Source organism: Polaromonas sp. JS666 (assembly GCF_000013865.1).
Classification (GTDB): domain Bacteria; phylum Pseudomonadota; class Gammaproteobacteria; order Burkholderiales; family Burkholderiaceae_C; genus Polaromonas.
Genome location: NC_007948.1, coordinates 1,044,692 through 1,057,524, shown reverse-complemented (window position 1 = coordinate 1,057,524; position 12,833 = coordinate 1,044,692). Strand labels below are relative to the sequence as shown.

At 62.1% G+C, this 12,833-nt stretch carries 11 protein-coding genes; 4 read left to right on the top strand and 7 right to left on the bottom strand.

All coding sequences use genetic code 11. The features are described 5' to 3' along the window. Positions 1 to 143: 143 nt before the first annotated feature. The 3 genes from BPRO_RS05090 to BPRO_RS05080 are packed head-to-tail and all read left to right on the top strand — an operon-like array spanning position 144 to position 2,209. Positions 144 to 857, top strand: a complete 714-nt coding sequence (locus BPRO_RS05090; protein ID WP_011481985.1) for a GntR family transcriptional regulator — start codon at positions 144 to 146, stop codon at positions 855 to 857. 22 nt (positions 858 to 879) lie between these two features. Continuing rightward, positions 880 to 1,743, top strand: coding sequence for an isocitrate lyase/PEP mutase family protein (locus BPRO_RS05085; RefSeq protein ID WP_011481984.1), 864 nt, complete (start codon positions 880 to 882; stop codon positions 1,741 to 1,743). After that, positions 1,733 to 2,209, top strand: coding sequence for an HIT family protein (locus BPRO_RS05080; protein ID WP_011481983.1), 477 nt, complete (start codon positions 1,733 to 1,735; stop codon positions 2,207 to 2,209). Before BPRO_RS05085 ends, BPRO_RS05080 begins: the two co-directional genes overlap by 11 nt. Before the next feature lie 288 nt (positions 2,210 to 2,497). Here the strand turns inward: BPRO_RS05080 and BPRO_RS05075 are convergent, their stop codons facing one another. Beyond that, the gene (locus BPRO_RS05075; RefSeq protein ID WP_011481982.1) at positions 2,498 to 3,652 is read right to left on the bottom strand and encodes an ABC transporter substrate-binding protein; all 1,155 of its coding nucleotides are present in this window, start codon (positions 3,650 to 3,652) and stop codon (positions 2,498 to 2,500) included. Positions 3,653 to 3,788: 136 nt separating this feature from the next. Here BPRO_RS05075 and BPRO_RS05070 point away from each other — a divergent pair, with 136 nt between their 5' ends. Further along, positions 3,789 to 5,234 (top strand): FAD-binding oxidoreductase, encoded by a 1,446-nt coding sequence (locus tag BPRO_RS05070; protein WP_011481981.1) that lies wholly within the window; start codon positions 3,789 to 3,791, stop codon positions 5,232 to 5,234. 47 nt (positions 5,235 to 5,281) lie between these two features. Here BPRO_RS05070 and BPRO_RS05065 read toward each other — a convergent pair whose 3' ends face one another. The 6 genes from BPRO_RS05065 to BPRO_RS05040 form a co-directional block, all read right to left on the bottom strand. After that, complete coding sequence (locus BPRO_RS05065; protein ID WP_011481980.1) at positions 5,282 to 6,064, bottom strand: NYN domain-containing protein; 783 nt, start codon at positions 6,062 to 6,064, stop codon at positions 5,282 to 5,284. Next, the gene (gene pyrC / locus BPRO_RS05060; RefSeq protein WP_011481979.1) at positions 6,064 to 7,131 is read right to left on the bottom strand and encodes a dihydroorotase; all 1,068 of its coding nucleotides are present in this window, start codon (positions 7,129 to 7,131) and stop codon (positions 6,064 to 6,066) included. The genes BPRO_RS05065 and pyrC overlap by 1 nt, the downstream gene beginning before the upstream one ends. 64 nt (positions 7,132 to 7,195) lie before the next feature. Next, a complete protein-coding gene (locus BPRO_RS05055) occupies positions 7,196 to 7,735 on the bottom strand; it encodes a toxin-activating lysine-acyltransferase (RefSeq protein ID WP_232291496.1) in 540 nt (179 codons plus the stop codon). Further along, positions 7,732 to 9,036: a TolC family outer membrane protein gene (locus BPRO_RS05050; protein ID WP_232291495.1), complete on the bottom strand. Its 1,305-nt coding sequence runs from the start codon at positions 9,034 to 9,036 to the stop codon at positions 7,732 to 7,734. The genes BPRO_RS05055 and BPRO_RS05050 overlap by 4 nt, the downstream gene beginning before the upstream one ends. 241 nt (positions 9,037 to 9,277) lie before the next feature. Beyond that, entirely contained in the window at positions 9,278 to 10,612 is a 1,335-nt protein-coding gene (locus BPRO_RS05045) for an HlyD family type I secretion periplasmic adaptor subunit (RefSeq protein ID WP_011481976.1), read from the bottom strand. Continuing rightward, a complete protein-coding gene (locus BPRO_RS05040) occupies positions 10,609 to 12,828 on the bottom strand; it encodes a peptidase domain-containing ABC transporter (RefSeq protein ID WP_011481975.1) in 2,220 nt (739 codons plus the stop codon). Before BPRO_RS05040 ends, BPRO_RS05045 begins: the two co-directional genes overlap by 4 nt. Positions 12,829 to 12,833: the final 5 nt, after the last annotated feature.

The following is a 12,833-nucleotide window of genomic DNA, read 5'->3' as shown; positions in this document are numbered from 1 at the left end:
CCGCAGCATCGCCCTGGCGCCTGGCTCCCTGCACCGACAATAGCCCTCTCTTCATCTTGCATACAGAACCTTACGCTCAATAAAAATTACAATGCGGGGGTGCTGCGGCAATGTGACGCGCCTTTTTCAGGATTCGAGGGTTCATGGCTAAAAAATTCGAAATAGAGATGCCGAAGTCGCTGACGGAGATTGTTGCGCAGCGCGTGCGGCAGGCGATTATTGACGGAGAGTTTGCCTTGGGCCAGATGATTTCGGAAGAAACCCTGGCCGAATCGTTTGGCGTCAGCCGCACGCCCGTGCGTGACGCGCTGACGCTGCTGCAAACCACCGGGCTGGTGGACATCCGCTCCAAACGCGGCAGCTTTGTCTTCCAGCCCGACGAAGATGACGTGCGCGCCATCTGCGACTTCCGCGCCACCCTGGAGCTACACGCCGCCAAGCGCTCCCGCGCCGTGAACCGGCAGGCCGCCATTGCCGCGCTGGAAGCGGTTTTTGCGCAGATGGTGGCCGCCAGCGAAGCCGACGACGAGATCGGCTATGGCCACTGCGACTCGGCTTTTCACGAAGCGCTGTTCACGCATTGCGGCAACCCTTATGTGGTCAATGCCTACGCGCTCGTTTCTGGCAAGATCGCCGCCCTGCGCACCAACATGGCCAAGCAGTTTTCCGATGCGCGCAAGGTGTCGCTGCAAGAGCACCGCGAAATGATCCAGTACATCGACGACGGCGACTTTGACCGGCTGGAGCAACTGATCCAGAGCCATGTGGGCAGGACGGTCGAAGCCTTTCGCCTGGCCAGTGCTGCGGCGCTGAAAGCCGCCCCCGCGCCTATCAAACTGAACGTCGCAGGCACCTGACCCGACTCTTTTAAAAACCACCATGACACCCGCCCAACAACTCCAGCAACTGCTCAAGACCGGCAACATCGTGATGGCGCCGGGCGCACCCGATGCCATCACCGCACGCCTGATCCAGAAGGCAGGCTTTCCGGCCATCTACATGACGGGTTTCGGCGCAACCGCCAGCCGCCTGGGCACGCCCGACATCGGCCTGCTGAGCCAGACCGAGATGACCACCCATGCACGCGACATGGCCCGGGTGGTTGACATCCCCATCATTGCCGATGCCGACACCGGCTATGGTGGGCCGTCCAACATCCACCGCACGGTACGCGAGTACATCCAGGCCGGCGTGGCCGCCATCCACCTGGAAGACCAGGTCGCGCCCAAGCGCTGCGGCCAGATGGCCGGCATCCGGCTGATGGATGCGCAAGAAAACGTGTTGCGACTGAAATGCGCCATCGAGGCGCGCGGTCGGGATGAGCTGCTCATCATCGGCCGTACCGATGCCCTGCCCGCGGCCGGCATTGATGAAGCCATCCGGCGCGCCCATCTGTATCAGGAGGCCGGCGTGGACTTGGTCTTCGTCGACGGCATCAAAAAAATCGCCGAAGTCGAGGCCGTTGCCAGGGCGGTCCAGGGACCCAAGGTCGTCTCCATCGTGGACGGCAATGAGACCACGGCACTGACAGCCAAGGACCTGCAGGACATGGGTTTTTCAGTGGTGTTTTATGCGGTGACAGCGCTTTTCACCGCAGTGAAAGCCGTCTCGGATGCGCTCGCCGAACTGCAGCGTGCCGGCACACCCAAGGCGAGCGAACGCGCCATGGTGAGCTATGCCGAATTCAGCGCGCTGGTGGACCTGGATTTCCACAAAGACCTGGATGACCGGTTTGGCGCCTGAGACAGGCACGCGGCCCAACGGGGTGACGCCACATGTCGACCCCACCTGCCGCTACTGCACGGCGACGGTGGCGGAACTTGAGGACGTGATGTTCCATGTCGCCGACCTGGACCGCTCGCGGGTTTTCCTGTTCAGGGACCAGACGCACCAGGGCCGCTGCGTCGTGCTGCTGAAAAAGCACGTGCGGGAGCTGTTCGAGCTGGAGGACGAAGACCTGCGCGTTTTCATGCGCGAGGTCGCCCGGGTGGCGGCCGCGGTGGCGCAAGTCAGCGCCTGCGACAAGGTGAACTACGCGCTGTACGGCGACAGGGCCAACCACCTCCATGTGCACGTCGTGCCGAAGACACGGAGCGGCCCGGCCTGGGGCCAGCCCTTTATCCTCAACGCGGACGTTCCGGTGGCGCTTGCACCGCCAGAGCGGCAGGCCATGCTAATAAAACTGAAGCACCTGCTGCAGGCTGAATAAACGCTACAGCCACTTTTTCCTTAAATTTTAGGAACTACTCAGCTCAATGCGTGCGATACGCTTTTCTTGCTCCCTCGCCCTTTGGGAGAGGGTTGGGGAGAGGGTTGGGGAGAGGGCCAGCGGCGTATAAAAAAGCTGCAGTCTTTTGCATCGGTCGCAGCCGCCATCCCAACCTCACGTGTTGCAGTGAGACACTGCGACTCTTCGCCCCGTCCAAGTCCGCGCAGGCGGACTCGGAGCCGCGGGCCTCAGCCCCAAAGACAGGAAGGACTGAGTAGTTACAAATTTTCAGTTCTTGCCCAGAGGCGGCAGGACTTCCTTGACCACGGGTTTGCCGCCCTTGATCTCGATGAGGAAGCTCTCGCGGTCGATGTCGCCCTTGTCATCGAAGGTGACATCCATCAGCACGCCGGGTTCGTCCGCCACCTTGATGGTCATGCCGTGCAACTGTTTGGCCACCGCCACGCGGTCGAACTTGCCGACTTTCTGGATCGCCGCCTTGAGCATGTAAACACCCTGGTAGCCCTTGATGCCGTTGTGGTCGGGCAGGAAGTTGTATTCCTTGAAGAACTTGTCGCGCACCACTTTCACGCCGGCAATCGGCGCGTCGGCCGACATTTCGGAGTGCCCGACCACGCCGTTGGCCGCGTCGCCCGCCAAATCGATCACCTTCTGGCTCAGCAGCGTCACGTCGCCCACGATGGGCTTGTCCCAACCTTGCTTGCGCAGTTCGCGCACCGCCCGTGCCGACTCTTCTTCGTTCAGATAGACAAACACCGCCTCGGCGCCGGCCTGCTTCACCTTGATGATGGGCGCGGAGAAATCGAGCTGGCCGGCTTCGGTGGAAATGTCCGCCACCACCTCCACACCAAAGGTTTTCAGGGCACCGACGATGGCGTCGCGCCCGGGTTTGCCGAAGTCGTTGTTGACGAACAGCACGGCGATTTTCTTGATCTTCAGGTTTCGGGCGATGTAGCGTGCGGCCTTGGGCATGCTGTTGACCTGGGTCAGCCCGGTGCGAAAGATATAGGGGCTGCCCTGCTGGGTCACCAGGGCCCCGGCAGCGGCCGTGAAATTGGGCACCTCGGCACGCCGCGTCTCGGTCTGGCTGATCAGGATGGAGCCGCTGAAGACAGGGCCGAAGATGGCAAACGCGCCGTCATCAATGGCGCGTACCACCAGCGCCTTGGCAATGCCGGGATTGGTCTGGGTGTCCATGTTGGTCACCTCAAGCTTGCGCCCCAGGATGCCGCCGGAGGCATTGACGTCCTTGACCGCCAGTTCAATGCCGGACTTGAACATGGTGCCTGCCGTTGCCCCGGTGCCGGAGAGCTCGACCACGTTGAAGATTTTGATGGGCTGGGCCTGCGCCCACAGTTGAGGGCTGAGAAAAAGGGCCGAGGCCGCTGCCGTGGCGATCATGGCTCTGCGCTTGAAGGTCATGCTTGTCTCCATTGAGGGTCTGAAAGTTATCGGAGTGCCGGAAATGAAGGCTGAAATGAAAGCTTATACCGGCCTCGCGACAATAGTGTACAGTACTCGGTACCTTACATACATCATTTAATTTTCGTCGATTCTTATGTCCACTAACGTCACTGCCGCCACTGCCGCCACTGTCGCCATCCCCAACGCCATAGAGCAAGCCTTGCAGGAGATCCGCGACCAGCTGGGCGAGGCCTGCGTGTTCACCGCAGACGCCGTGCCTGCCCGAAACCGCAATGACTACAGCGGGATGAGCGCCACGCGACCGCTGGCCATGGTTCGCCCCGCCGACACGGCGGGCATCGCCACCGCCTTGCGCATCTGCCACGCGCACGGCGTTGCCGTGGTGCCGCAGGGCGGCCTCACCGGGCTGTGCGGCGGGGCGCGTGCTGGCGTCCATGAGGTCGCACTGTCACTCGAACGCCTGGTCGGCATTGAAGAAATCGACCCGGATTCCGCCACCATGACGGTGCTGGCCGGCACACCGCTGGAGGTGGTGCAACAGGCCGCCGCGGCCGCCGGCTTCTTTTGCCCGCTGGACCTGGGTGCGCGCGGCTCCTGCGCCATTGGCGGCAACCTGTCAACCAACGCCGGCGGCAACCGGGTGATCCGCTACGGCATGGCCCGGGACATGGTGCTCGGGCTGGAGGCGGTGCTGGCCGACGGCACCGTCATGACCAGCCTGAACAAGATGATCAAGAACAACGCGGGCTTCGACCTGAAGCACCTGTTCATCGGCAGCGAAGGCACGCTGGGCATCATCACGCGCATCGTCCTGCGCCTGTTCCCCAAACCGGCCTCCACCATGGTGGCGCTGTGCGCGGCGCAAGACTACGGCACCGTGCTCAAGCTGCTGGCGGCGGCACGCAGCGAGCTCGGCCCGATGCTCTCCGCCTTTGAAGTCATGTGGCCCGACTACTGGGACATGGCCACCGAACGCGTCAAGGGTGTGCGCAATCCGTTCGCGGGCGACGGCCGCCGCTACGGCGCCTATGTGCTGGTGGAGGCCTTGGGCACCGACCCTGCCATCGACGGCCCGCGCTTTGAAGCGTGGCTGGAGCGGCTGCTGGAATCAGGCACCGTGCCCAATGCGGTGGTGTCGCAGTCGCTCGCCGATGAAAAGGCTTTTTGGGGCGTTCGCGACGCCTGCGCCGAATTCCACCAGCTCTGGCCCGGCCACCTGGCGTTCGATATCGGCCTGCCGGTGGCGGCCATGGACACTTACGCCAGACGATGCAAGGCCGTGCTCAGCGAGCAGGTGCCGGGCTGCGAAGCGGTGTTTTATGGCCACATCGGCGACGGCAATGTGCACATCGTCGCCTACCAGCCCGGCGTGGCCGTGCAACCCAAGGATGCGGTGGAAGAGGTTGTCTACGGGCTGGTGCGCGAATACGGCGGCACCGTCTCGGCCGAGCACGGCATCGGCACCCTCAAGCGCCGCTGGCTGGCCCATGCACGCTCGCCGGGGGAAATCGCGTTGATGCGCACGCTGAAAGCGGCGCTGGACCCGAAGAACATTTTGAATCCGGGCAAAGTGATTTGAAACAGCTGCGGGGTGATCCACGCCCTGCAGCCTCACCCGGCTCAACCTCAGGCCCGGGCCGTTTTGTTCAGCCGCTTGTCGCGCACTGCCACGGTGGACTTGCCTTCGTCGGCGATTTCAAACAGCTGCGTGGCGACCAGCAGTTTGGTCAGCGTCGCATAACCATAGTTGCGATGGTCAAACGAGGCCTGGTTGGCGATCTGGGTGCCTACCGCTCCCACGCGCGCCCAGCCCTCGTCATCGGCCGCCGCCTGCACGGCATTGCGCAGCAGCATGACGAGCTTGGCGTCCTGCTTGAGCTGCGCCGGCGTGGCACGCAAGGGGGCCGCAGTCACCGCCTCGCCGTCATCGCGGGTGTCCCCGGCAGCGCCGCCTGCGGCATCGCCCATGGCCAGGGGACGCAATTTATCCAGGAACAGGAACTTCGAACATGCGTTCACAAAAGGTTCGGGCGTCTTCTGCGCGCCAAACCCGTAAACGGCCGCGCCCTTGGCACGCAGGTGCATCACCAGCGGCGTGAAGTCGGCATCGGACGACACAATGCCAAAGGCATCGGGCCGGTCGGTGTAGAGCAGCTCCAGCGCGTCAATCACCATGGCCATGTCGCTGGCGTTTTTGCCTTTGCTGTAGTCAAACTGCTGCATGGGGCGAATGGCATGCTCATGCAGCGCTTCTTCCCAGCCCTTGAGTTCGCTCTTTTTCCAGTTGCCGTAAGCACGGCGAATATTGGTCTCGCCAAAGGTCGACAACTCGTTGAGGATCAGGTCTATTTTGGACGCCGGTGAATTGTCGGCGTCAATCAGCAGGGCAACGCGCGGTTTGTGGTCCATCATTCGCTCCGGGTGGAGTAAAGCTTCCATGGCAGGCTTTCACCCGAGCGCAGCGGCTTGAGTTCAGCCTCGCCAAACGCATAACTCTCGGGGGGCCGCCAGCTTTCCTTTTTCAGGGTGATGGTGCCCTGGTTGCGCGGCAAGCCATAGAAGTCCGCGCCGTTGAAACTGGCAAAGGCCTCGAGCTTGTCGAGTGCGCCCGCCGCATCAAAGGCTTCGGCATACAGCTCCATCGCCGCATGGGCGGTGTAGCAGCCGGCGCAGCCGGTGGCATGCTCCTTGAGGTGGGCCGGGTGCGGTGCGCTGTCCGTGCCGAGGAAAAACCGGTGGTTGCCACTGGTGGCCGCCTCGACCAGCGCGACGCGATGCGTTTCGCGCTTGAGCACGGGCAGGCAGTAGTAGTGCGGCCGGATGCCGCCGGTGAAAATCGCGTTGCGGTTGTACAGCAGATGGTGCGCGGTGATGGTGGCGCCCGTGAAGCGGTCGGCGTCATGCACATACTGCGCGGCTTCTTTCGTGGTGATGTGCTCAAACACGATCTTCAGCTCAGGGAAATCGCGGCGCAGTGGAATCAGCTGCGTGTCGATGAACACCGCCTCGCGGTCAAACAGGTCAATGTCGGGCGAGGTCACCTCGCCATGCACCAGCAGCAGCAGGCCTTCGCGCTGCATCGCTTCGAGTGTCTTGTAGGTCTTGCGCAGGTCGGTCACGCCCGCATCGCTGTTGGTGGTGGCGCCGGCCGGGTAGAGCTTGGTGGCGACCACGCCGGCCTCTTTGGCCCGCTTGATCTCGTCGGGCGGCAGGTTGTCGGTCAAATACAGCGTCATCAGCGGCTCGAAAGCCACGCCCGCGGGCACGGCGGCCTGGATGCGCTCGCGGTAGGCAACAGCCTGGGCCGCGGTGGTCACCGGCGGGCGCAGGTTGGGCATGATGATGGCCCGGCCAAACTGGGCGGCGGTATGCGGCACCACCGTGCTCAATGCGTCGCCGTCCCGCACATGCAGGTGCCAGTCGTCGGGGCGGGTGATGGTCAGGGTGGAAACCGGGGTGCTGATGGCTGAAGTCATGGCTTGAATTGTCGCACCGGTCGCTACCACTAGAAGAAAAACCGGCTATACGCGCCAATCCTGATCATGTACTTGCCGTGGGGAATACCGCGGGCCAAGTCAATACTTTGGCTAGTGCAGGAGCGGTCGGCACCAACTGGTGCACGACCTGCCCGGCAAACACCTTCTCGCGCAAATCCTTGAGTACATCCTGCGCACCACCAAATGGCGTGAACACATCGATCAACCATATCTGATCACCCGAGACCCAGTCTGCGGCAGTGAGTTGATGGGGAGCCGTTTTGTAGCGTTGCACCACCGCATCGCTGAGTCGCGCCCACGAGACAAATGCCACGGGTGCCTCGTCCTTCAGGTAAAGCTTTGCCTGGTCGAGGACCAGCGCCGGCATGACACGCCATTCCAGTTCGCTGAGCAGCGTGTGCCGGCTGGTGGCCTGTTGCATCATCAGCCATGCCACGGGACCCAATAGCGGAACCTTCGCAAGCACCTTGTGCGCCTGCTTTTTGGCAAGCTCAGCCAGCGCTGCCAGCTCCTCCGGAGCCATGGGGTTAGCTTCCCCGGAGCCGGCAGGAAGCTGCGTGGATGGTGGCGATGTCTTCGTCATGGTTTTTCTGTTTCCAATAGATCATTGATGGCTTGCAAATCCGTCTCGCCCAGCGTTGCATTCGAGGCCTTCAAACGCAGGCCCTGCATCAGGGTCTCGACACGCGCCTTGTGCCAGTCGCGCTGAGCGGCATGAAGCTGCTGCTCGGCGTTCAGCACATCAATATTGATACGCGTGCCGATGCGGTAGCCGACCTTGTTGGCATCGAGTGAACTCTTGCTGGAGGAAATGGCAGATTCCAGCGCCTCGACCTGCGCCGCACCATTGACGACGCCAGAGAATGCCTGGCGCGCCTGCGTGATCGCGTGCCGGCGAGCTGCCTCCAGCTCCTCCCCCGCTTTGTCTTTCAAGGCAGTGGCTTCGCGCACGCGTGCCTGGACCCCACCGCCGGCGTAAAGCGGGATGTTCAGATTCAGCCCGACTTGACCAGAGCGTGTGCGGGTTGCAATATCCGCCGGCGAGGTAATACTGCCGGAGGTGAAGTTAGTGCCATAGCCGGCCGTCAAGTCAAGAGTGGGCAAATGAGTCGCCCGGTGTTTGGCGATTTCCCGGTCCGCCACGTCCAGGGCCGCCAAGGCGATGCGCACCTGCAGGGACTGCTCGCGGGCACTTTCCACCCAGAGTTGGACAGTCTCGGGCTGTAAACCCGGCAAGCGGCCGTTGTCGTGCAAGCGTGCCAGGCGCGCTCCCGAGTCTCCCAGGATGCGTGCAAGCTCAGCGCGCTTGTTCTCCGTCTCGCTGGCTGCAGCGACCGCTTGAGCGCGTGACAGGTCGAGCCGGGACTTGGCCTCGTGGACATCAGTCACCGTCGCCACGCCCACCTCGAAGTTACGGCGCGCCAAGCCCAATTGCTGTTCGACAGCGCCGATCTGCAGACGCGCCACGCGTTCGGCCTCCTGCGCCACCAGCACGTCCAGATAGGCCTGCGCCGTGCGCAGTATCAACTCTTGTTCGGTTTGCCGAAACTGTGCCTCGGCCAGCAACTCCTGTTGTTCGGCTTGGCTCAGGGCCACCCAGCTGGCCGCGCGCCACAGCGGCTGTGTCAGTTGCAGATTCCAGTTCCGGCTGCGCACGTTGCGGTCTACATAAGGGGCCCCACTGAAAGCAGCCTGCCCTGATTGCTGGCTGGTCGCACCAACCAGATTCACGGCGGGCATTAACCCGGCACGCGCCTGGGGCACCCGCTCACGCGCCGCCTGCAGCGCATGGACTGCTCCGCGGTAGGTCGGGTCTCGCTCCTGCGCCTTGCGGTAAACCTCCAGTAAGTTGTCAGCCAGAGCACCAAATGACCCCAGGAGCAAAGGTACGCCGACCAAAGGTATCAGCCCTGGCCGCAGATGGGGCCACCAAATGCCGCGTTCGGCCCGTTTTCTTGCTCCTTCCCCCGCTGGGGGAAGGCTGGGATGAGGGCCTACGGCGCAAGATTTGCTGACCTTGACTGAAAAAAGCGCTGCCGCAAAGAGCACTCCCCTCCTTTCCCCAAAGAGGGAAGAAGCAGGATTGGCCCAATGCGCTGGGCGCAACAACATGCGCGAAAGTACTTTATCTTTCACGCAAGGCCTCCTGCTGGTAGCGCAGCATGGGTGCGATGAAGTATTCGATCATGCGGCGCTCACCCGTGCGGATATCCGAGCTCACACTCATGCCGGCCGTGACGGCTCCGTGCAAACCGTTCACAACGTTCGGTGTCTCAACCGAATTCAACTTGATACGCACCGGGTAGACAGGTCCGAGCTTGGGATCAATCACGGCATCGGTGCCCACCCACTGCACCATGCCTTCGATGTATCCGAAACGGGTGAAATCGAAGGTCTCCACCTTGTTGATCACGCGCTGGCCGACCTTGACATGACCGATATCGCGATTATTGATCTGGGCATCAACTTCCAGGGCCGCGTGATGTGGCACGATGGTCATCAGTGCCTGCGCTTGAGTAACCACACCGCCGACCGTGGTGACTGCCAGTTGCTGTACCACGCCGTCAATCGGGCTGCGCAGGGTTTGCAAGTCGCGACGCTGGGTGGCCTTGGTCAGCTCCTGGCGCGCTGCATCATGCTTGCGGATGGCGTCCACCAGTTCGGCACTGGCCCGGGCACGAAACTCGGCCTGCGCCTGTTTTCGCTGCTGGACAGAAGCATGAAGGCTTGCCGCAGATTCATTGAGCCGCTTGCCCATGACGGAGAGGTCTTTTTCCATGCCCAGCAGTTCAAGCCGGGTTTCGATCAGCCCCGTCTGCGCGATATGGCCCGTGGTGGCCAGTTCCTCGCGCATTTCGTGCTTCTTGCGCACCAGCGGCAGGCTGTTGTGCAACTGGGCGATATTGGCCGAGATGGCCTCATGATCGGCTGTACGTCGCGCAATATCGGCGTCCAGCGCCGCTACACGGGCATCCTGCTCACTGCGCCGGCTGGCCAGCACCGCCTGCTGATTGGCAACCATCGCGACCGGCAAATCGCGCGCTTCCGCCCAAGCCACCTTGCCCGATAGCAAGGCGTTAAGCCGTAACACGTCCGCCTGGGTTTCCCAAAATTCACGCTGGAGCCGGTCACGATCGGCCAGGGTGGCGGTGGCGTCGAGCTCCAGGAGCAAGTCGCCAGCTTTGACGGACTGGCCGTCCCTGACCGCAATGGCCTTGACGACTCCTGCTTCCAGCGGCTGGATGACCTTGCTCTTGCCCGAGGCACTGACGCGCCCCTGTGCCGTGACCACAATATCCATCGATGCCAGGCTGGCGTAGGCCAGTGCGGCGGCGGCCATGACGCAGATGGCCAGGGTGACCATGCGTGCCACTCTGGCAGGTGGTTGTTGCCGCATTGCAATGGCTGCCGTGCTGAACATGGCATGTTCAGCTGAGTGGGTGCCGCTCTTGTTCTTCATGCAGCCTCCAGCACCTGATGCGCCTGGTACAACGAGGCGTAGCGGCCATTAATGTTCATGAGTTCGCGATGGTTGCCGGTCTCCGTCAAACGGCCACGATCCAGCACCAGGATGCGGTGAGCCATCCGCAAGGTGGACAGCCGGTGCGCCACAATGAACACGGTGCGTCCTTCGCAGATCCGGGCCATGTTGTCGTGAATCACCCGCTCGCTTTCGTAGTCCAGAGCGGCGGTGGCTTCGTCGAATAACAGGATTTGCGGGTTGTTCACCAGCGCCCGCGCAATCGCAATGCGCGAGCGCTGCCCGCCCGAGAGTTTGCTGCCCCGCTCGCCAATCACCGTGTCATAACCCTCAGGCAGTTGCAGGATGAATTCGTGCGCACCAGCCAGTCGCGCGCTTTCCATCACGGAGTCCATGGCGATCGCCGGATTGCCCAGGGCGATGTTTTCACGCACCGAGCGGTTGAACAGGGCCGTGTCCTGCCCGACCACGCCAATCTGCCGGCGCAACCAGGCGGTGTCCACCACACTCAAGTCCATGCCATCAAGCAAAACACGGCCCTTCTCCGGAAGATACAATCGCTGCATCAACCGCATGAAGGTGGTCTTGCCCGCGCCGGAAATGCCGGTAATTCCCACGATCTCGCCGGGACAGATGTCCACGCTCACGTCGCAGAGCACCTCGGGAGCGCTCTGGGCATAGCGAAACGAGACATGCTCGAATGTCACGCGGCCTTCCAGTGCAGGCGGTGTGCTGCGTCCGGGCCGGAATACGGGTTCGGGGGTCGCATTCATGATGTCGGCCAGGCGCTTGATGCTGACCTTCATCTGCGTAAAGTCCTGCCACAGCGAGGCGAGCTTCAGGATCGGTGCATTGACACGACCCGACAGCATGTTGAAGGCGATCAGGCCGCCCACTGTCAGGTCGCCGTCGATGACCAGCCTGGCGCCAAAGTACAGCAACAATACCGTCAACACCTTGCTCGCCAGGCCGATAAACTGGTTGGTGGCGTTTCCCAGATGACCCGATTCGAAGGCGGCCGTCACATAGTCGCACAGGCGCCGCTCCCAATCCCGTTGCCACGCACCTTCCACCGCATGACTCTTGAGCGTTTCCATGGAGGTGACGGTTTCCACAAGAAAGGTCTGGTTCTCGGCGCCCAGCGCGAACTTGTCTTCAAGCTTCTTTCGCATCAGCGGCGTTATGAGCCAGGACGCAGCGAAGAACACCGGCAGGGAGCCAACCACGATCAGGGTGAGCGTCACGCTGTAATAAAACATCACGCCAAGGAAAACAACGGCAAAGAACAGGTCCAGCCAACTGGTCAGGGCGCTGCCCGTCATGAAGTTGCGTGCGTTCTCCAGTTCGCGCACCCGGGCCACCGTATCGCCACTGCGCCGTGACTCGAAGTAAGACAGGGGCAGATGCAACAGGTGGCGAAACAGCTTGGCCCCCAGCTCCACATCCACACGGTTGGTGGTGTGGGTAAAGAGGTAATGCCGCATGGCACCCAGCATCACCTCGAAGAGCCCTACTCCCAGCAGGGCAACCACCATCACATCCAGCGTTGTCATCGAACGGTGCGTCAGCACCTTGTCTATCACCACCTGAAAAATCAGCGGTGTGAGCAGCGCGAATATCTGCACAAAGAAGGAGGCAAGCAAGACCTCACCGAGCACACGTTTGTACTGGCTGAGTGAGGTCCAGAACCAGCCGACCCCGAAATTTGGATCAGGAGTTCCGTTGTCCATCGCCACGGCTTGTGGGCGCGCCGTGATCCATTCCAGCCGGGTTTGCGGGGCCATCTGCTGGGCAAACTGAGCCCAGGAAAGCTGTCGCGGCTGTGCGGCGCCGCTGGCTTGTACCACCACACAGTCTTTGCTGGCATGGCCTATGAGTAGCCAATGCCCATCCGGTCCGCGTGCGAGCGCGGGCAAGGACCCGCGAATGAGTTTATTGAACGAGGTCTGGTGATGTTTGACCTCCAGTGCCAATCCCTGCAAGGACTGAACCAGAGTCGCGCTGTCGGGACCTTCGGCCGGCCAGGCGTGGTGCTCGGCCAGGCGTGCCACATCAGCGCTAGCGCCCACCAGATGCAAGAAGGATGCGATCAGTCCATATAAATCCGATAAGGAGGCTGTGGATATTGCGTCGGCAGCAGTGAGTTGGCCGGGCTCTGACGAATTGGTTTTTTGAGGTGAGGTGACGGATTGCACGAAAG